The organism is Streptomyces sp. DSM 41931 (assembly GCF_050271085.1).
Lineage (GTDB): Bacteria > Actinomycetota > Actinomycetes > Streptomycetales > Streptomycetaceae > Streptomyces > Streptomyces albogriseolus.
The window spans coordinates 1647913-1667216 of record NZ_CP189902.1 but is presented as its reverse complement, the minus strand read 5'-3'; the positions used below and the strand labels follow the sequence as shown (position 1 = coordinate 1667216).

The window sequence follows — 19304 nt, the reverse complement described above, 5'->3', positions numbered from 1 at the left end:
TGGGCGCCTCCCCGGTTCGTTCTGCGGGGTGTGAGCGACAAGAACCGTGAGGGAAAGCGCACCGCCCGGGAGCGGCTGGCGGCAGAGCGCGAGAAGCAGAAGTCGGCGGAGAAGCGGCGCCGCACCCTGATCGTGGGCGCGAGCGTGGTCTGCGTCCTGGGGCTCGCGGCGGTGATCGGCGTCGTCGCGGCCAACTCCGGCGGGGACGACGAGAGCAAGGCGTCCGGCCCGGTGGTGGCGCCCTCGGGAGCCCAGGGCAAGGACGGCCTGGCCATCCCGGTCGGCAAGGAGGACGCCAAGGCCACCCTCACGGTGTGGGAGGACTTCCGCTGCCCCGCCTGCAAGGCCTTCGAGCAGACCTACCGCTCGACGCTGAACGAGCTGACCGAGGCGGGCAAGCTGAAGGTCGAGTACCACCTGGTCACGCTGATCGACGGCGGTCTCGGCGGCAGCGGCTCGCTGAGTTCGGCCAACGCCGCCGCGTGCGCCCAGGACGCGGGGAAGTTCACCGCGTACCACGACGTGCTGTTCGAGAACCAGCCGATGGAGAGCGACGACGCCTTCTCCAGCGACGCGAAGCTGTTCGACCTGGCGAGCAAGGTCGACGGGCTCGACACCCCCGAGTTCCGCACCTGCGTCGAGGAGGGCACGCACGACAGCTGGGTGGTCAAGTCCAACGAGGCCTTCCAGAAGGGCGGCTTCAGCGGCACCCCGACGGTGCTGTTCGAGGGGCAGAACATCTACCAGGACCGTTCCATGACCCCCGAGAAGCTCAAGCAGATGGTCGAGGAGGCGAACAAGTCCTAGGGGGCCGCCTCCCCGGGGGCCTGTTATGGAGCCGTAGCCGGGCTGCCTGCCGTGCGGGCGGTCCGGCACGGTAGCGTCGGTCCTGCCATGGAACTTGCCTACATTCCCAGCCCGTCGAGCGGGGTGCTGTACCTCGGCCCCGTTCCGCTGCGCGGCTACGCGTTCTGCATCATCATCGGCGTCTTCGTTGCCGTCTGGCTCGGCAACAAGCGCTGGATCGCCCGGGGCGGGCGGGCCGGCACGGTGGCGGACATCGCTGTCTGGGCCGTGCCGTTCGGCCTGGTCGGCGGCCGGCTCTACCACGTGATCACGGACTACCAGCTGTACTTCAGCGAGGGCCGTGACTGGGTGGACGCCTTCAAGATCTGGGAGGGCGGCCTCGGCATCTGGGGCGCCATCGCCCTGGGCGCGCTCGGCGCGTGGATCGGCTGCCGCCGCCGCGGCATCCCGCTGCCCGCCTACGCCGACGCCATCGCCCCCGGCATCGCGATCGCCCAAGCCATCGGCCGCTGGGGCAACTGGTTCAACCAGGAGCTGTACGGACGGGAGACCGACCTGCCGTGGGCGGTGGAGATCACCTCCTCCGCCGACGGCCGGATGCCGGGCACCTACCACCCGACGTTCCTCTACGAGTCGCTGTGGTGCGTCGGCGTGGCGCTGCTGGTGATCTGGGCCGACCGGCGCTTCACGCTCGGACACGGCCGCGCCTTCGCGCTGTACGTCGCCGGGTACTGCGCGGGCCGCTTCTGGATCGAGTACATGCGGGTCGACGAGGCCCACCACATTCTCGGTCTGCGACTGAACAACTGGACGGCGCTCCTCGTCTTCCTGCTGGCCGTGCTGTACATCGTGCTGTCCGCGCGGAAGCGTCCTGGCCGGGAGGCCGTGGTCGAGCCGGGCGCCGGCGACGGCGAGGGCCCGGCGGCCGACGCGAAGAAGACCGACGGCGACGCGGCCGGGAAGGCGGACGCCTCCGCCGGGGACGCGACGACGGACGACGCCACGGACACCGACGCATCCGAGAAGCCCGAGAAGACCGAGAAGCCTCAGAACTCCGGGGAGCCGGAGGGCGCAGGCGAGCCGGAGGAGTCCAAGGACGGGGCCGGGTCGGCCAAGAAGGGCTGACCGCCCGCCGTACACGCGCCGAGGGCGCCCGGGGACACCCCGGGCGCCCTCGGCGCGTCCGGCCCGGTCACCGCTTGTGCGCCAGTGCCAGCGTCCGGTGCGCCGCCGTCACCACCGCCGCGTCCACGAACGTGCCGTCGGGCAGCGCCTGCGCGCCCTGCGTGGCGGCCGCAGCCTTGAGGACCCTCTCCGCCTGCTCGATCTCCCGCTCCGTGGGCAGATAGGCCCGCTCGATGACCGGGAGCTGGCGCGGATGGATCGCCGCCCTGCCCAGGAATCCCAGGGCGCGCCCGCGCACGCACGACGCCTCCAGGCCCTCGAGGTCGCGGATGTCCGGGTGCACCGACTGGGCGGGCGGGGCCAGCCCGGCCGCGCGCGCCGCGACCACCACCCGCGCCCGGCACCAGTCGAGGCCGGCGTCCTCGCGCACCCCCAGGTCGGCCCGCAGGTCCGCCTCCCCGAGCGTGATCCCGCGCAGCGCCGGGTGCGCGGTGGCCACGGCGTGGGCGTGCTCGACGCCCAGGGCGGTCTCCAGCAGCGCGTACAGGGGCGGGGAGCCGCCGCGCGCGGAGACGGCCCGGCGCGCGACCCGCACCACGTCGGACGGTGCGGACACCTTCGGCAGCCGCAGCCCCGACAGACCCGGCGCGGGGGCCAGCGCCGTCACGTCGGCCGGTCCCCAGGGCCCCGTGAGGGCGTTGACGCGGACGTGCACCGGCACCGGCTGCGGGTCGCGCAGCAGCTCGGCGGTGGCCGCGCGGGCGTACGCCTTGCGGTCCGGCGCGACCGCGTCCTCCAGGTCGACCACCACCACGTCCGCCCCGGCCGCCAGCGCCTTCGCCACCACGTCGGGGCGGTCGCCGGGGGCGTACAGCCAGGTCAGCGGGACGCTTCTCACAGGGCGCCCTCCGCCCGCAGCTCCGCCAGGTCGGCCGGGGTGAGTCCCAGCCCGGTCAGCACCTCCTCGGTGTCCGCGCCGTGCGGGCGGCCCGCCCAGCGGATGGACCCCGGGGTGGCGGAGAGCCGGAACAGCACGTTCTGCATGCGCAGCGGGCCCAGCTCCGGGTCGTCCACGGTGGTGATGGTGGAGAGGGCCTGGTACTGCGGGTCCGCCATGACGTCCCGGACGTCCTGGACGGGGGCGACGGCCGCCTCCGCCTTCTCGAACGCGGCCAGCACGTCGGCGCGGGTGTGCCGGGCGACCCAGCCGCCGACCGCCTCGTCCAGCACGTCCGCGTGCCGGGCCCGGCCCTCGCCGGTGGCGAACCAGGGCGCGTCGATCAGGTCGGGGCGGCCCACCAGGACCATCACCCGCTCGGCGATCGACTGGGCCGAGGTGGAGACGGCGACCCAGGTGCCGTCGGCGGTGAGGTAGGTGCCGCGCGGGGCGTTGTTCTGCGACCGGTTGCCGGTGCGCGGCTGGACGTACCCGAGCTGGTCGTACCAGGTGGGGTGCGGGCCGAGGGCGGCGAGGATCGGCTCGATCAGCGCCGTGTCGACGACCTGCCCCTCACCCGTGCGGTCACGGGCCGCGAGCGCCGTCATGATCGCGTACGCCGTGGTGAGGCCCGCGATCGAGTCGGCGAGGCCGAACGGCGGCAGGGTCGGCGCAGCCCCCGGTTCGCCGGTGAGCGCGGCGAAACCGCTCATCGCCTCGGCGAGGGTGCCGAAGCCCGGCCGGTGCGCGTACGGGCCGAACTGGCCGAAGCCGGTGACCCGCGCCAGCACCAGCCGGGGATTGACGGCGGACAGCTCGGGCCAGCCCAGGTCCCACTTCTCCAGGGTGCCGGGGCGGAAGTTCTCCACGACCACGTCGGCGGTGCGCACCAGGCGCAGCAGGGTGGCCCGGCCGCCCGGCGTGGACAGGTCCAGGGTGACGGTGCGCTTGTTGCGGCCGAGCACCTTCCACCACAGGCCGACGCCGTCCTTGGACGGGCCGTGGCCGCGCGACGGGTCGGGTCTCCTGGGGTGTTCGACCTTGACGACGTCGGCGCCGAAGTCGCCGAGCAGGGTGGCCGCGAGGGGGCCGGCGAAGAGCGTGGCGAGATCCAGGACGCGCAGGCCGTCCAGCGGGGGAGCGGTGGGGGCGGCGGTGGCCGGGTCGGGGGGTGTCATGGGCGGGACGCCTCCAGATGGGTGAGACGGGCCAGGGTGTCGAAGCCGGTGCCGTCGAAGTCGCCGACGGAGGTGGACAGGCGGTTCTTCAGCGGGGCCGTCCAGCGCTCGGGGAGGGCGCGGGGCGAGCCGGCGAGCAGCCCGGCGACGCCGCCGGCGGTGGCGCCGACCGAGTCGGTGTCCCAGCCGCCGGACACCGCGCGGCAGATCGAGGCGGTGAAGTCCCCGTCGGCGTGGGTGAGGGCGGCGGCCAGCAGGGCGGTGTTGGGGACGGCGTGCACCCAGTGGTGGGTGGCGCCGTACGTCTCGTGCAGCAGGTCGACGACGGTGTCGAAGTCGCTGTGCTCACGGGCCAGCCGTACGGCGTGACGCACGGCCCGGGCGAGCCGGGAGCGGGGCGGGACGACGGTGAGGCCGGTCCGCAGACAGGCGTGCACGTCCCGCTCGCCGCCGGCCGCGGCGGCGATGACGGCGGCGGTGAACATGGCCGCGTGGACGCCGCCCGCGGTGTGGGTGAGAGTGGCGTCCCGGTACGCCTGCTCGGCCGCGGCACCCGGGTCGCCGGGGTTGGTCCAGCCGTGTACGTCGGCGCGGATCAGGGCGCCGATCCACTCGCGGAACGGGTTGCGGTGGCGGGCGGTCAGCGGCGGTTCGAGTCCGCAGAGCAGATTGCGGTACGCGATGCGCTCGGCGGTGAAGGTGCGGCCCGCGGGCAGCTCGTCGAGCCAGACGCGGGCCACGTCCGCGGTGGTGAAGCGGCGGCCGTGGCGGCGCAGCACCAGCAGGGCGAGCAGGGGGTAGTTGAGGTCGTCGTCCTCGGGCATGCCGTCGATGTTCTCGGCGAGCGAGGTGGCGGCGGAGCGTCGGTTCCAGGGGTGCTCGGCCAGCAGCTCGGCGGGGACGCCCCGGGCGGTGAACCATCCGCTCAGCGGCCAGTTGCCGGCGGCGCGGGCCAGGTCCCGGATGGCGGCGAGGGGCAGCTTCTCCACCGGCTTGCCCAGCAGACAGCCGGCCGCCCGGCCGAGCCAGGCCGCCTCGAGCCGCGCCTCGAACACGGGCCCGTCCCAGACGGCCGGGGCGCCGGGGGAGACGGGCCACTCGGGGCACAGCGCCTGGATCGCGGCCAGGTCGGAGGGCTCGTCGTCGGCGAGGGTGCTGGGCAGCTCGGCCAGTTCGTCCAGCAGATCGCAGGCCAGCAGGCGGAGGTAGCGGGAGACCGGGCGGGGGGAGGCGCCGGCGGTGAGCGGGGCCGGGGGGCCGCCCGCCGCGTGCCAGCGGGCGGCGACCGCCGACGCCTCCCGGCCGTCCAGTGCGGCCTGGCGCAGCTCGTGGCCGACGAGGTCCTCGGGCTGGACCCAGGTCAGTCGGAGCATCCGGCGCCTCCGAGCCGCGCGAAGGCCCGCTCGTGGGCGCGGCGGCGCTTCACGTCCCGGGCGAAGACCTCGCGTGCCACCGCGGTGAGCGCGGCGGCAGGCTCCCACAGGTCGAGGCGGCTGGCCTCCGCCACGGTCTTGGCCCACTCCTCGGGCACCGGGGAGCCGAGCGCGCCGGTCACCGCCCCGGCCATCGTGGCGATGGAGTCGCAGTCGCGGCCGTAGTTCACCGCGCCCAGCACCGCGTGCCGGAAGTCGCCGCGGGCCGCCACCACCATGCCCAGCGCGACGGGCAGTTCCTCGATCGCGTGCAGCCGGGACGGACGCCGGGCGCCCAGCGACGGGGAGCGGTAGTCGTCTCCGACGGTGTCGTACGGGGCGACCGCCTCGCGCAGCGGGCGCAGCGCCGACTCGACGTCGGTGTGCCTTGACGCCTCCTCGGAGACCTTCTCGACCGCTTCCCGGGTGCCGTCCTTGGCCAGGGACAGACACGCGGCGACGACCGAGTCGGGGGTCGCGCCCGGCGCGCAGGCCGCCGCCACGGCCGCGGCGAACACCCCGGCCGCCTCCCTGCCGTACGACGACTGGTGGGCGCCCGCCACGTCCAGGGCCTCGGCGTACGCGCCGGCCGGGTGGGCGGCGTTGACCAGGCCGACCGGGGCCATGTACATCGCGGCGCCGCAGTTGACGATGTTGCCGACGCCCGCCTCGCGCGGGTCGACGTGCCCGTAGTGCAGCCGGGCCACCAGCCACTTCTCGGCGAGGAAGATCCGGTGCAGCGGGATCGTCTCCGCCTCCAGCTCCGGGATCCAGCGCGGGTTGGTCATCAGGTCCGGGACCAGGTGGTCGGCGATCGCGTGGGCGTCCAGGTGGTCGCGGACCCGCGCGTACACCCGGACCAGCGCATGGGTCATCAGGGTGTCGTCGGTGACGTGCCCGTCGCCCTTGTGGTACGGAGCGATCGGCCGGGCCGTGCGCCAGTCGTCGCCGTGCCACGGGCCGACGATCCCGTGGACGCGGCCTCCGTGGCGCTCGGCGATCTGCTCGGGGGAGTACCCCTCGACCGGGCCGCCGAGGGCGTCCCCCACGGCCGCCCCCACCAGCGCCCCGGTGATCCGTTCGTCCAAGGAGGGCGTGTTTTCGCTTCTTCCGGTGTCTTCACGTGTCATGCCGGGATCATCCTCCGGGTGCGGTCGGTCGGGCGGCTTCCAGCAGCCCGGCGAGTTCCACCAGGTCCGTCCCGGTGAGCCGGGGGAGCACGCAGCCGGACAGGGTGCGGCAGCTCTCCCGCCAGGACGCGGGGATCGCGGTGCTCCCGCCCAGCGCGCCGGTGAGGGCGCCGGCCAGCGCCGGGGCGGAGTCCGCGACCCGGGACAGACAGGCCGCCGCCGGGACCGCCTCCGCGATCCGGCCGCGGGCGGCGGTGGTCAGGGCGAGGGCGACGGGGACGGTCTCGGCGGCGGCGACGCCGTAGCTGTAGACGTGGTCGACGATCTGGTGCTCCAACGGCGGTACCAGGGCGAAGGCGCTGCCGGCGTCCGCCGCGAGCGCCAGGGCGTGCCGGGCGTTGCGGCCGATCTCGGTGTCCTCGGGCAGCTCGGCGCAGGCGGCGGCCGCGCAGGCGTCCGGGTCGGCCCCGGCGAGCGCGAGGGACACGGCGGCGGCCATGGCGCGGGCGCCGTGCACGCCGTCGCCGTCCTGGGTGTAGCGGGCGTCGAACTCGGCGAGGTCGGCGGCGGCGCGGGGGTCGCCCGGGTGGGCCACGGCCAGCACGCAGGCCCGGACGCAGGCCGCGTCGTCGAAGTAGTGCGGGTTGTCGTGGCCGGAGGCGGGCGGGCGCAGCCCGGTGGCGAGGTTGCCGAGTCCGGCGCGCACGGAGATGCGGGCGCGCAGCGGCAGCACGGCGGACTCGGTCTCGGGGGCCCGCTCGGTGGCGGCGGCGACCTCGGCCGCGACCGCGTTCCAGGTGAGGTCGATGGCGGCGCGGGTGCGGCGCTCCCGGCTGAGGTCGCCGAGCACGGTGTCGTCGCCCGCGCGCAGCACCGCCTCGGCGGCGAACGCGGCCCACTCGGCGTCGTCGGAGGGGCCGAGGCGGAGCGGCTCGGGGGGCTGGTTCAGGGCGATGGGGACGGGGAGCGTGGTGGTGGCGTTCTGCTCCGCGAAGGTGTCCAGCTCGCGGGTGAGGCGCCGGGTCCACTCGGGCATGCGGGCGGCCCGGTGCCGGGCGGCGGGCCAGCCCGCGGCGTCCCCGGCGGCGAGTCCGAGGAGCAGGCCCTCGACGGCCGCGCGGGGCGGACGGGGTGCGGGCGCGGGAGCGGCGGGGGCGCGCGGCGCCGGGGCCGGGTCCTCCCGCCCGGGTGCGGGGGTGAGGGTGTCGTCCGTGGTCGGTGCGGGGGTGGTGGAGGTCATGTGGGGGTCTCCGGGGTCAGCAGGTCCGCGATGTCGAGGACGTGGTGGCCGGCCATGGCGGGCAGACAGGTACCGCGGGCCGGGGTGATGGCCGCGGCCCAGTGCTCGGGGACGGCGGCGACACCCTGGGTCGCTCCGGCCAGCGCGCCGGCCACGGCCGCCGTGGTGTCGGCGTCGCGGCCCATGTTCACGGCGGTCAGCACCGCCTCTTCGAAGTCGCCGTCGGCCGCCGCGTAGGCGCCGAAGGCCAGGGCCACCGCCTCCGGGGCGAGGTCGGTCCAGGGGTAGCCGCCGATCACCACCGCGGCGCGGACGGCCCGCTCGCCGCGGTGGGCGGCGGTCACCGCGCGGCGCAGCGAGCGGGCGGTCCAGGAGTCCTCCGGGACCACCGCCAGCGCCGAGGCCACGACCGTGACCACCGGCGCCCCGGCCATGGCCGCCGCGACGCCCGCCGCGACCGCCCGCCCGCCGTGGATTCCCTCCCCGTCGTGGCTGACCGAGCCGTCGATCGCCGCGAGCCGGGCCGCCTCGTCGGGACGCCCGGCCGCGTGCACGCCGTACGGCGCCGCCCGCATCGCCAGTCCGTCGCTCCAGGCGTGCCGGTGCTGGGCGGAGATGGGCGCGGCCAGGCCCCGGCGCAGGTTCTCCAGGGTGCCGCGCTCGCTGAAGCCGGCGCCGCGGAAGGGGCCCTCGGCGCGGTCCGCGATCCACTCGTGCCAGGCCGCCTCGACATGCGCGGGGGTGAGCGCGGAGCCGTGCCGGGCGGCGAGCAGACCCGAGAAGATCGCGTACTCGGTGTCGTCCGTGCCGGCCGGGGGGTCGCTCACGTAGCCCGTGATGCGGCCCCACTTCGCGCGGATCTCGGAGGGCTTCATGTTCTCGGCGGGAGCGCCCAGGGCATCGCCGACGGCCAGGCCGAGCAGCGCGCCGCGGGCCCGTTCACGGAGCCCGGGGGCGTCCCCGGGCGCGGGCGCCGAGGGGATGCGGGCGGTCGATGCCATACGCGGCTCTCCTCTCAGGCGCGCCCCGTGGGGCGCGGGCCCTTTGCGGAACTGTCCCCGGCGCCGTGTCCGCCGCAGCCTTGTGCGCCGGAGCGTCACCCGGACGAGATGCGCGGGGCGTCCGAGCGGACCGGGGCGGGAGGCAAAAGCGCTGGTTAGCGCAGCCTTTCCTTGCTGGCAGGGCGTTTCGCCACGGCGTAGACTGGGCGACGTCAAAAGTTGGAATGAGTCCAATTAACGTGTGCGCGGGCGTCCGGAGGCGAGGGCGCCCGGCAGAGTCCAGGGGGACCCGGCATGGCCATCATCGAGACCGAGGCGACGCTCCACGAGGCGCACCGCGACAACCACACCCACCGCGACGTCAACGGCGGATGGCTGCGCCCCGCGGTGTTCGGCGCCATGGACGGATTGGTCTCCAACCTCGCCCTGATGACCGGCGTCGCCGGCGGGGCCGTCGGCCAGCAGACGATCGTCCTCAGCGGCCTCGCCGGACTGGCCGCCGGCGCCTTCTCCATGGCCGCGGGCGAGTACACCTCCGTCGCCTCCCAGCGTGAGCTGGTCGAGGCCGAGCTGGACGTCGAGCGCCGGGAGCTGTGCAAGCACCCCAAGGACGAGGAGGCCGAGCTGGCCGCGCTCTACGAGTCGCGCGGCGTCGAGCCCGGCCTGGCCCGCGAGGTGGCCCGGCAGCTCTCCCACGACCCCGAGCAGGCGCTGGAGATACACGCCCGCGAGGAGCTGGGCATCGACCCCGGCGACCTGCCCTCGCCGGCCGTCGCCGCGGTCTCCAGCTTCGGTTCCTTCGCGCTGGGCGCGCTGCTGCCGGTGCTGCCCTACCTGCTCGGCGCGAGCAGCCTGTGGCCGGCGGTGCTGGTGGCGCTGCTCGGGCTCTTCCTGTGCGGGGCCGTGGTGGCGAAGGTCACGGCGCGCTCCTGGTGGTACAGCGGTCTGCGGCAGCTCGCCCTCGGCGGCGCGGCGGCCGGTGTGACGTACGCCCTGGGATCGCTTTTCGGTACCGCCGTAGGATGACCCCTTGCGTCTATGCGGAGCATCGCATAAACAATCATTACTTGCTGGTTTCGGATGTGTGACCAGCGGGCATGAGCCGTACGCGCTGCAGGCAACGAGGCCGACGGCGTGCCGGGCGGAAGAGGCCACGTGTCCTCTTCCCGCCATCGGGCCGACGGACACCGATCTGTCCGGACCGGTCCCCCATAGCCTCCGCCGCAGGGCGCGGAACCCCGCCGCGACCCGGTCGATGTCCGCATGCTGGAACGGATTATCCCGGTTCCCGAGAGTCGTTCCATCATGTAACCTGCACGAAATTTAGCCACGCAGAGGGCCAACGTCGTCCCTCGGCACTTGCACAAATGCCAATTGACGACGACGGGAGAGCCGATGCGTACGCCGCGCCAGCCGTCCCAGCATTCCTCGAACGACCGCGCGAGCTGGTCGTTCATGGATGCTCGCCCTGCTGCGCAGGGTATGTACGACCCCCGCAACGAGCACGACGCCTGCGGCGTCGGCTTCGTCGCCACCCTGACCGGCGAGGCGTCCCACACCCTGGTCGAGCAGGCCCTCACCGTCCTGCGGAACCTCGAGCACCGCGGCGCCACCGGCTCCGAGCCGGACTCCGGCGACGGCGCGGGCATCCTCTCCCAGATCCCGGACGCCTTCTTCCGCGAGGTGGCCGGATTCGAGCTGCCCGCGGCGGGCGGTTACGCCGTCGGCATCGCCTTCCTCCCCGAGGAGGGCGCCGACGAGGCCGTCGCCCGCATCGAGGAGATCGCCGCCGCCGAGGAGCTCACCGTGCTCGGCTGGCGCGAGGTGCCGGTCGCGCCCCAGCTGCTCGGCGCCACCGCCCGCTCGACCATGCCGGTCTTCCGTCAGCTCTTCGTCAGCGACGGACGGAGCACGGGCATCGACCTGGACCGCAAGGCGTTCGTGCTGCGCAAGCGCGCCGAGCGCGAGGCGGGCGTCTACTTCCCGTCGCTGTCCGCGCGGACCATCGTCTACAAGGGCATGCTGACCACCGGCCAGCTCGAGCCCTTCTTCCCTGACCTGTCCGACCGCCGCTTCGGCTCCGCGATCGCGCTGGTCCACTCCCGGTTCTCCACGAACACCTTCCCGTCGTGGCCGCTCGCGCACCCGTACCGCTTCGTCGCGCACAACGGTGAGATCAACACCGTCAAGGGCAACCGCAACTGGATGCGCGCCCGCGAGTCCCAGCTGATGTCCGACCTGTTCGGCACGGGCAAGGACCTCCGGCGGATCTTCCCGGTCTGCACGCCCGACGCCTCCGACTCCGCGTCCTTCGACGAGGTGCTGGAGCTGCTGCACCTGGGCGGCCGTTCGCTGCCCCACTCGGTGCTGATGATGATCCCGGAGGCGTGGGAGAACCACGACTCCATGGACCCGGCCCGGCGCGCCTTCTACCAGTACCACTCCACGATGATGGAGCCCTGGGACGGCCCGGCCTGCGTCACCTTCACCGACGGCACCCAGGTCGGCGCCGTGCTCGACCGCAACGGCCTGCGCCCCGGCCGCTACTGGGTCACCGACGACGGCCTGGTCGTCCTCGGCTCCGAGGTCGGCGTGCTCGACATCGACCCGGCGAAGGTGGTCCGCAAGGGCCGTCTGCAGCCCGGCCGCATGTTCCTCGTGGACACCGCCGAGCACCGCATCATCGAGGACGACGAGATCAAGGACCGGCTCGCCGCCGAGCACCCCTACGCGGAGTGGCTCGAGGCCGGCGAGATCGAGCTGTCCGACCTGCCCGAGCGCGAGCACATCGTGCACACGCACGCCTCGGTCACCCGCCGCCAGCAGACCTTCGGCTACACCGAGGAGGAGCTGCGCGTCCTCCTCGCGCCGATGGCCAAGACCGGCGCCGAGCCCATCGGCTCGATGGGCACCGACTCGCCGATCGCCGCGCTCAGCGAGCGCCCGCGGCTGCTGTTCGACTACTTCACCCAGCTGTTCGCGCAGGTCACCAACCCGCCGCTGGACGCGATCCGTGAGGAGCTGGTCACCTCCCTGCGCTCCTCGCTCGGCCCGCAGGGCAACCTGCTGGAGCCGACGGCCGCCGCGTGCCGCAGCGTCACGCTGCCCTTCCCGGTGATCGACAACGACGAGCTGGCCAAGCTCATCCACATCAACGCCGACGGCGACATGCCCGGCTTCAAGGCCGCGACCCTCTCCGGCCTGTACCGGGTGGCGGGCGGCGGCGAGGCCCTCGCCGCCCGCATCGAGGACATCTGCGCCGAGGCCGACGCCGCCATAGAGAACGGCGCCCGGCTGATCGTCCTGTCCGACCGGCACTCCGACGCCGAGCACGCGCCGATCCCGTCGCTGCTGCTCACCGCGGCCGTCCACCACCACCTCATCCGCACCAAGCAGCGCACCCAGGTGGGCCTGCTGGTCGAGGCCGGCGACGTCCGCGAGGTCCACCACGTCGCCCTGCTCATCGGCTACGGCGCCGCCGCGGTCAACCCGTACCTGGCGATGGAGTCGGTCGAGGACCTGGTCCGCGCGGGCACCTTCCTGCAGGCCGTCGACGGCGAGCCCGAGAAGGCCATCCGCAACCTCATTCACGCCCTCGGCAAGGGCGTTCTGAAGGTGATGTCCAAGATGGGCATCTCCACGGTCGCCTCCTACCGCGGCGCCCAGGTCTTCGAGGCGGTCGGCCTGGAGGAGTCCTTCGTCGAGAAGTACTTCAACGGCACCACCAGCAAGATCGGCGGCGTCGGCATCGACGTCATCGCCAAGGAGGTCGCCGCCCGCCACGCCAAGGCGTACCCCGTCTCCGGCATCGCCCCGGCGCACCGCGCGCTGGAGATCGGCGGCGAGTACCAGTGGCGCCGTGAGGGCGAGCCGCACCTGTTCGACCCGGAGACGGTCTTCCGCCTGCAGCACTCCACGCGCTCGGGCCGCTACGACATCTTCAAGAAGTACACCGAGCGGGTGAACGAGCAGTCCGAGCGGCTGATGACGCTGCGCGGCCTGTTCGGCTTCAAGTCGGACCGGAAGCCCATCCCGGTCGAGGAGGTCGAGCCGGTCTCGGAGATCGTCAAGCGGTTCTCCACCGGCGCCATGTCGTACGGCTCCATCTCGCAGGAGGCGCACGAGACCCTCGCCATCGCCATGAACCAGCTGGGCGGCAAGTCCAACACCGGTGAGGGCGGCGAGGACCCGGAGCGCCTGTACGACCCGGCCCGCCGGTCGTCCATCAAGCAAGTCGCCTCCGGCCGCTTCGGCGTGACGTCCGAGTACCTGGTCAACTCCGACGACATCCAGATCAAGATGGCGCAGGGCGCCAAGCCCGGCGAGGGCGGCCAGCTGCCCGGCCACAAGGTCTACCCGTGGGTGGCCAAGACCCGGCACTCGACGCCGGGCGTGGGGCTCATCTCCCCGCCGCCGCACCACGACATCTACTCCATCGAGGACCTCGCCCAGCTGATCCACGACCTGAAGAACGCCAACCCCCAGGCGCGCATTCACGTCAAGCTGGTCTCCGAGGTCGGCGTCGGCACGGTCGCCGCGGGTGTCTCCAAGGCCCACGCGGATGTCGTGCTGATCTCCGGCCACGACGGCGGCACCGGCGCCTCCCCGCTGACGTCGCTCAAGCACGCCGGCGGCCCCTGGGAGCTCGGCCTCGCCGAGACCCAGCAGACGCTGCTGCTCAACGGCCTGCGCGACCGCATCGTCGTCCAGACCGACGGCCAGCTGAAGACCGGCCGCGACGTGGTGATCGCCGCGCTGCTCGGCGCCGAGGAGTTCGGCTTCGCCACCGCCCCGCTGGTGGTCTCCGGCTGCGTCATGATGCGCGTGTGCCACCTGGACACCTGCCCGGTCGGCATCGCCACCCAGAACCCGGTGCTGCGCGACCGGTTCTCCGGCAAGGCCGAGTACGTGGTGAACTTCTTCCGGTTCATCGCCGAGGAGGTCCGCGAGCTCCTCGCCGAGCTGGGCTTCCGCTCCATCGACGAGGCCGTCGGCCACGCCGAGGTGCTGGACCTGACCCGCGCGGTGAACCACTGGAAGGCGCAGGGCCTGGAGCTCGAGCCGCTGTTCCACGTGCCCGAGCTGCCCGAGGGCGCCGCCCGCCACCAGGTGGTCGCCCAGGACCACGGCCTGGAGAAGGCGCTCGACAACGAGCTGATCAAGCTCGCCGCCGACGCGCTCTCCGCCTCCGGCGCGGAGGACGCCCAGCCGGTGCGCGCCCAGGTCGCCATCCGCAACATCAACCGCACGGTCGGCACCATGCTCGGCCACGAGGTGACGAAGAAGTTCGGCGGCGCGGGTCTGCCCGACGACACCATCGACATCACCTTCACCGGCTCCGCCGGCCAGTCGTTCGGCGCCTTCGTCCCGCGCGGTGTCACGCTGCGCCTGGAGGGCGACGCCAACGACTACGTCGGCAAGGGCCTGTCCGGCGGCCGGATCGTCGTCCGCCCGGACCGCGGCGCCGACCACCTCGCCGAGTACAGCGTCATCGCCGGCAACACCCTCGCCTACGGCGCCACCGGCGGCGAGATGTTCCTGCGCGGCAAGGTCGGCGAGCGGTTCTGCGTCCGCAACTCCGGCGCGCTGGTCGTCTCCGAGGGCGTGGGCGACCACGGCTGCGAGTACATGACCGGCGGTCACGCGGTCGTCCTCGGCGAGACCGGGCGCAACTTCGCGGCCGGCATGTCCGGTGGCGTCGCGTACGTCATCGACCTGGACCGGGACAACGTGAACGCCGGCAACCTCGGCTCCGTCGAGGCGCTGGACGACGCCGACAAGCAGTGGCTGCACGACGTGGTCCGCCGGCACCAGGAGGAGACGGGCTCCACCGTCGCCGAGAAGCTGCTCGCCGACTGGGACACGGCCGTGGAGCGCTTCAGCAAGATCATCCCCAGTACGTACAAGGCAGTGCTCGCCGCCAAGGACGCCGCCGAGCGAGCCGGTCTTTCCGAGACCGAGATCACCGAGAAGATGATGGAGGCGGCGATCAATGGCTGACCCGAAGGGCTTTCTGAACCACGGCCGCGAGGTCGCCACGTCCCGTCCGGTCGAGGAGCGCACGAAGGACTGGAACGAGGTCTACGTCCCCGGCTCCCTGCTGCCCATCATCAGCAAGCAGGCCGGCCGCTGCATGGACTGCGGCATCCCGTTCTGTCACAACGGCTGTCCGCTCGGGAACCTCATCCCCGAGTGGAACGACTACGCCTACCGCGAGGACTGGGGCGCGGCGAGCGACCGGCTGCACGCCACGAACAACTTCCCCGAGTTCACCGGGCGGCTGTGCCCCGCCCCGTGCGAGTCGGCGTGCGTGCTCGGCATCAACCAGCCGCCGGTCACCATCAAGAACGTCGAGGTCTCGATCATCGACAAGGCGTGGGACTCCGGCGACGTCGCGCCGCAGATCCCCGAGCGCCTGTCCGGCAAGACCGTCGCGGTGGTCGGCTCGGGACCCGCGGGCCTGGCCGCCGCCCAGCAGCTGACCCGGGCCGGCCACACCGTCGCCGTCTACGAGCGCGCGGACCGCATCGGAGGCCTCCTCCGGTACGGCATCCCCGAGTTCAAGATGGAGAAGCGGCACATCAACCGCCGCATCGAGCAGATGCGCGCGGAGGGCACCAAGTTCCGCACCGGCATCGAGATCGGCCGCGACATGCCCGCCACCGCGCTGCGCAAGCGGTACGACGCCGTGGTCCTCGCCGTCGGCGCCACGACCGCGCGCGACCTGCCGGTGCCGGGCCGGGAGCTCAAGGGCATCCACCAGGCCATGGAGTACCTGCCGCTGGCGAACAAGGTGCAGGAGGGCGACTACGTCTCCCCGCCGATCACCGCCGAGGGCAAGCACGTCGTCGTGATCGGCGGCGGCGACACCGGCGCCGACTGCGTGGGCACCGCCCACCGCCAGGGCGCCGCGTCCGTCACCCAGCTGGAGATCATGCCCCGCCCGAACGACGAGCGGGACCCGGTCGCCCAGCCCTGGCCGACGTTCCCCATGCTGTACAAGGTCACCAGCGCGCACGAGGAGGGCGGCGAGCGGATCTACTCCGTCTCCACCACCCACTTCGAGGGCGACGAGGACGGCAACGTCCAGTGGCTGCACATGACCGAGGTGGAGTTCGTCGACGGCAAGCTGACGCAGAAGCCGGGCACCGAGCGCAAGATCCCCGCGCAGCTGGTCACCCTCGCCATGGGCTTCACCGGCACCGACCGGGAGAACGGCCTGGTCGAGCAGTTCGGCCTGGAGCTGGACGCGCGCGGCAACATCGCCCGCGACGCCGACTTCCAGACCAACGTGCCCGGCGTGTTCGTGGCCGGTGACGCCGGCCGCGGCCAGTCGCTCATCGTGTGGGCGATCGCCGAGGGCCGCTCGGCCGCCCGCGGCTGCGACCGGTACCTGACCGGGGCGAGCGCCCTGCCCGCCCCGATCCGCCCGACGGACCGCGCCCTGGCGGTCTGACACCCCCGAGAACGTCCCGTACAACGGCGTGCGGAACACCGCGGCGCCTGCCCGCCAGTCCCCGACCGGACCGACTGGGCAGGCGCCGCACCATGTTCAGGACAGGGTGTAGGAGTCCCCGTACATCTCCCAGGTCAGCGGCGTGTCCAGGTCCAGGTTCCCGGCCTGGAGGAAGCGCCGCTGCGCGGTGTCGATGCGGGAGGTGTCGCGGTCCGGGTAGCGGGCGAGCATGGTGGCGCGGCGGACGTCGAGGAAGGCGTCCAGGTACGCCTTCTCCGAGCCGCCCGCGGCGGGCGTCCCGGCCCGTTCCAGGACGCGCTCGCGCAGGGCGTAGAAGCCGTTCTCGTCGGTGCCGGTGCCGTGGAAGACCATCGCGTCGTAGTACACGAACTGGCCCAGGGTGCCCAGGCCGTCCAGCTTGGCGAGGCGGACCGCCGGCTCGAAGTAGACGCGGTCGCGCTCCTCCTCCTGCGCGGCGCGGAACTCCGGCACCTCCGACTCCGCCTTCCACGCGTCGGTGAAGCCGGGGTCCAGCCCTTCGTGGGAGTCGGTGCCGTCGACCTTCCGCAGGGCGGGCAGATAGCGCGCGAGGCCGTTGTCCGGGCGGCTCTCGGTGTAGTGCTCGACCAGGGTCAGCAGGTCGTGGGTGCCGGTGCAGAAGCCGATGATGCCCGCGGTGTAGCCGCAGTCGTCGTCCCGGTCCTCGATGATCCCGTAGGTGGAGCGCCAGTCGGTGGTGGAGTGCTCGGCGCTCGACACCAGCCGGTGGGCCAGGTCCCTCTTGGCGGGGGCGGCGAGGCCGGGCGGCAGGGAGGCGATGATCTCGTCGTCCTTCTCCCGCTGCCGTTCGTGGTCCTGTTCGGCCCGGTCCTTGGCGTCGTCGCGGGAGGACTGCGCGCTGACCGAGGACGGGGCGGCCGGGGCGTCGGCGGCTCCCGACGGCAGGACGAAGTACACCGCCGTGGCGATCACGGGGACGCCCGCGAGGAAGAGCACACCGGCACGTTTCACTGGGGGATCCCTCCACCTGTCAGTTCCGACACCTTGGCCACCGTCAGGACGGCGAGCAGCACCACCAGCCCCGCGCACGCGCCGGCCTGCACCCACACCCGGCGTCCGTCGCGCGGCGCCCAGGCGAACGCGAGCGCCACCAGCCCGCCGGTCAGCAGACCGCCCAGGTGGCCCTGCCACGAGGTGAAGACCGCGGAGACCACCAGCCACAGCAGCAGCCCGGTCATGAAGCGGTTCACCCCGCGCATGTCGGCGCCCACCCGCCGGGACACGACGTAGTAGGCGGCCCCGACCCCGAACAGCGCGCCGGAGGCGCCGACCGTGGGGACCGAGGGCGCGAGCAGCAGCACCAGCACCGAACCGCCCAGCGCCGACAGCAGATACAGGGCGAGGTGGTGGACCCGGCCGAGCATCGGCTCGACCACCCGGCCCAGGTTCCACAGCAGCGCCATGTTCATCACCACGTGGAGGACGCCGAACGTCCCCTCGGTGGGGGGCAGATGCAGGAAGGCGCCGGTCAGCAGCCGGTACCACTCGCCGCCCGCGACCCCCTCCGGGGTGAAGTCCGCCGGGTACGGCTGCGTCCACACGTAGTGGCCGCCGTCCGGGCCGAGCAGCCCCGCGCCCACCATCGCGAACAGGTCCACGACCTCCGGCCGGACCACCTCCGCCAGGTACGCCAGCACGTTGAGGGCGATCAGCGCGTACGTCACGACGGGCACCACGGAGACCCGGCCGCCCACCAGGGTGCGCGCCTGGCGCACCGACCGGGCGCCCTCCCGCACGCAGTCGGGGCACTGGTGGCCCACGGCGGCCTCGCGCATGCAGTCGGGGCAGATGTACCGCTCGCAGCGGACGCAGCGCACACGGCACTCCACCCGCGGATGGCGGTAGCAGGTGGTGACGGCGGACTCGGGCTCCACAGGCCGGCTCCTCGGCGGGGGTCGGTACGAAAACGGCCGGCGGGGGACGGCGGCGCACAGAACGACAGCGGCGAACAAAATAGCGAACACCTGGGACATGGGCGAGCGCCGGGGTGAAATGCCGCCCTTGTGCCGGCCGTGGAAGGTGGTGCGCGGGAGCCGGCCGTCAGGTGTCGCACTCCAGCACGGACCGGCACAGACCGCACCGCGCCCGCACCCGCCCGGCCACCGGCACCCTGATCCGCTGGTGGCAGGTGGGACAGGGGAACGACACCCGCAGCGGGCCGTGATCGTCCGCCGAGAACCGGTAGACCGTCTCCCGCCCCGCCTCCGGCGCCTCCGCGTCCCCCTGCGCGTGCCGCCGGTCCCGCGCGTACCGGCGCCGTCCGGCCCACCCCGCCGCGCGCAACGGCGGCTGCTCCGCGTCCCGCCGCGCCAGCGCCAGCCCCTCGCGGTACGCCGTGTACGCCTGCGGACTGGTGAACCACACCGACGGGTCCTCGCCGAACAGCAGCGCCCGCTTCGCCAGCACGTACCCGAACTCCTCCGGCGTGAGGTACCCGAGCTTCTGCGACGAGTCCCGGTCCTCCCGGAACGCGTCCAGCAGCAGCCACCCCGCCCCGAGGTACGCCGCCGCCGTGTCCGTGAGGATCTCGTTCTCCCGCGTCGACGCGAACGACAGCCCCAGCCGGTGCAGGTACACGTGCGCCACCTCGTGCGCCAGCGCCGCCCCGATGTCCCGCCGATGGTCCCGGAACCGGTCGTTCAGCTCGACGAAGTACTCCGGGCCCGCCGTCAGTTCGACGTTCGCCGCATGCGTCATCTCACGGAACCCGACGATCAGCCGCGCGTCCGGCAGCCGGTAGTGCGCCACCATCTCACGCGCCACCCGCTGCGCCCCCAGATGCAGGTCGTCCACGTCCGCGAACGCCACGTCGGCCGGCGCCACGCTCGCCGAGAAGGTGCGCACCGTGTCGTACGACAGGCGCCGGTACAGCGCCGTGACCGACTCCCGCACCGTCCGCAGATGCGGATAACCGTGCTCCACCGGTCCGCCGTTCGCCACGTCGCACCCCCGCCGCGC

14 protein-coding genes are annotated in these 19304 nt (G+C 73.4%); 5 read left to right on the top strand and 9 right to left on the bottom strand.

The annotated features are described in order from the left end of the window. Positions 1 to 30: 30 nt before the first annotated feature. Positions 31 to 807, top strand: a complete 777-nt coding sequence (locus ACP7TJ_RS07880) for a thioredoxin domain-containing protein (protein ID WP_189911875.1) — start codon at positions 31 to 33, stop codon at positions 805 to 807. Positions 808 to 894: 87 nt separating this feature from the next. Beyond that, complete coding sequence (gene lgt, locus ACP7TJ_RS07875; protein WP_093766659.1) at positions 895 to 1932, top strand: prolipoprotein diacylglyceryl transferase; 1038 nt, start codon at positions 895 to 897, stop codon at positions 1930 to 1932. Positions 1933 to 1999: 67 nt separating this feature from the next. Here lgt and ACP7TJ_RS07870 read toward each other — a convergent pair whose 3' ends face one another. From ACP7TJ_RS07870 to ACP7TJ_RS07845, 6 genes are read right to left on the bottom strand one after another with little or no spacing between them, the layout of a single operon-like run. After that, on the bottom strand, positions 2000 to 2830 hold the full coding sequence (locus tag ACP7TJ_RS07870) for an HpcH/HpaI aldolase/citrate lyase family protein (protein WP_189911874.1): 831 nt from the start codon (positions 2828 to 2830) through the stop codon (positions 2000 to 2002). After that, a complete protein-coding gene (locus ACP7TJ_RS07865; protein ID WP_427762595.1) occupies positions 2827 to 4047 on the bottom strand; it encodes a CaiB/BaiF CoA transferase family protein in 1221 nt (406 codons plus the stop codon). Before ACP7TJ_RS07865 ends, ACP7TJ_RS07870 begins: the two co-directional genes overlap by 4 nt. After that, positions 4044 to 5420, bottom strand: coding sequence for an ADP-ribosylglycohydrolase family protein (locus ACP7TJ_RS07860; RefSeq protein WP_320584658.1), 1377 nt, complete (start codon positions 5418 to 5420; stop codon positions 4044 to 4046). The genes ACP7TJ_RS07865 and ACP7TJ_RS07860 overlap by 4 nt, the downstream gene beginning before the upstream one ends. Then, the gene (locus tag ACP7TJ_RS07855) at positions 5408 to 6589 is read right to left on the bottom strand and encodes an ADP-ribosylglycohydrolase family protein (protein WP_370163410.1); all 1182 of its coding nucleotides are present in this window, start codon (positions 6587 to 6589) and stop codon (positions 5408 to 5410) included. Before ACP7TJ_RS07855 ends, ACP7TJ_RS07860 begins: the two co-directional genes overlap by 13 nt. Positions 6590 to 6596: 7 nt before the next feature. Beyond that, complete coding sequence (locus tag ACP7TJ_RS07850; RefSeq protein WP_167742779.1) at positions 6597 to 7829, bottom strand: ADP-ribosylglycohydrolase family protein; 1233 nt, start codon at positions 7827 to 7829, stop codon at positions 6597 to 6599. Further along, a complete protein-coding gene (locus tag ACP7TJ_RS07845; protein ID WP_093766665.1) occupies positions 7826 to 8830 on the bottom strand; it encodes an ADP-ribosylglycohydrolase family protein in 1005 nt (334 codons plus the stop codon). Before ACP7TJ_RS07845 ends, ACP7TJ_RS07850 begins: the two co-directional genes overlap by 4 nt. A 294-nt stretch (positions 8831 to 9124) precedes the next feature. Between ACP7TJ_RS07845 and ACP7TJ_RS07840 the strand changes: the two genes are divergently transcribed. From ACP7TJ_RS07840 to ACP7TJ_RS07830, 3 genes are all read left to right on the top strand, one after another. Next, positions 9125 to 9856 carry a VIT1/CCC1 transporter family protein gene (locus ACP7TJ_RS07840; protein ID WP_427762592.1) on the top strand — a complete coding sequence of 244 codons (732 nt, stop codon included), beginning with the start codon at positions 9125 to 9127 and terminating at the stop codon, positions 9854 to 9856. Positions 9857 to 10225: 369 nt separating this feature from the next. After that, on the top strand, positions 10226 to 14830 hold the full coding sequence (gene gltB, locus ACP7TJ_RS07835; RefSeq protein WP_427762590.1) for a glutamate synthase large subunit: 4605 nt from the start codon (positions 10226 to 10228) through the stop codon (positions 14828 to 14830). Next, positions 14823 to 16286, top strand: coding sequence for a glutamate synthase subunit beta (locus tag ACP7TJ_RS07830; protein ID WP_228919713.1), 1464 nt, complete (start codon positions 14823 to 14825; stop codon positions 16284 to 16286). Before gltB ends, ACP7TJ_RS07830 begins: the two co-directional genes overlap by 8 nt. A 96-nt stretch (positions 16287 to 16382) precedes the next feature. Here the strand turns inward: ACP7TJ_RS07830 and ACP7TJ_RS07825 are convergent, their stop codons facing one another. The 3 genes from ACP7TJ_RS07825 to ACP7TJ_RS07815 all read right to left on the bottom strand — a co-directional run bounded on the left by ACP7TJ_RS07825 (position 16383) and on the right by ACP7TJ_RS07815 (position 19286). Continuing rightward, a complete protein-coding gene (locus ACP7TJ_RS07825) occupies positions 16383 to 17297 on the bottom strand; it encodes a chitosanase (RefSeq protein ID WP_189911869.1) in 915 nt (304 codons plus the stop codon). Then, complete coding sequence (locus ACP7TJ_RS07820) at positions 17294 to 18220, bottom strand: rhomboid family intramembrane serine protease (RefSeq protein ID WP_427762587.1); 927 nt, start codon at positions 18218 to 18220, stop codon at positions 17294 to 17296. Before ACP7TJ_RS07820 ends, ACP7TJ_RS07825 begins: the two co-directional genes overlap by 4 nt. Positions 18221 to 18386: 166 nt before the next feature. Next, on the bottom strand, positions 18387 to 19286 hold the full coding sequence (locus tag ACP7TJ_RS07815) for a hypothetical protein (RefSeq protein WP_093766747.1): 900 nt from the start codon (positions 19284 to 19286) through the stop codon (positions 18387 to 18389). Positions 19287 to 19304: the final 18 nt, after the last annotated feature.

Coding starts and splice junctions, on each gene's coding strand:
- lgt (WP_093766659.1), top strand. CDS start 895: ATGGAACTTGCCTACATTCCCAGCCCGTCGAGCGGGGTGCTGTACCTC.
- ACP7TJ_RS07865 (WP_427762595.1), bottom strand. CDS start 4,047: ATGACACCCCCCGACCCGGCCACCGCCGCCCCCACCGCTCCCCCGCTG.
- ACP7TJ_RS07860 (WP_320584658.1), bottom strand. CDS start 5,420: ATGCTCCGACTGACCTGGGTCCAGCCCGAGGACCTCGTCGGCCACGAG.
- ACP7TJ_RS07855 (WP_370163410.1), bottom strand. CDS start 6,589: ATGACACGTGAAGACACCGGAAGAAGCGAAAACACGCCCTCCTTGGAC.
- ACP7TJ_RS07850 (WP_167742779.1), bottom strand. CDS start 7,829: ATGACCTCCACCACCCCCGCACCGACCACGGACGACACCCTCACCCCC.
- ACP7TJ_RS07845 (WP_093766665.1), bottom strand. CDS start 8,830: ATGGCATCGACCGCCCGCATCCCCTCGGCGCCCGCGCCCGGGGACGCC.
- ACP7TJ_RS07840 (WP_427762592.1), top strand. CDS start 9,125: ATGGCCATCATCGAGACCGAGGCGACGCTCCACGAGGCGCACCGCGAC.
- gltB (WP_427762590.1), top strand. CDS start 10,226: ATGCGTACGCCGCGCCAGCCGTCCCAGCATTCCTCGAACGACCGCGCG.
- ACP7TJ_RS07830 (WP_228919713.1), top strand. CDS start 14,823: ATGGCTGACCCGAAGGGCTTTCTGAACCACGGCCGCGAGGTCGCCACG.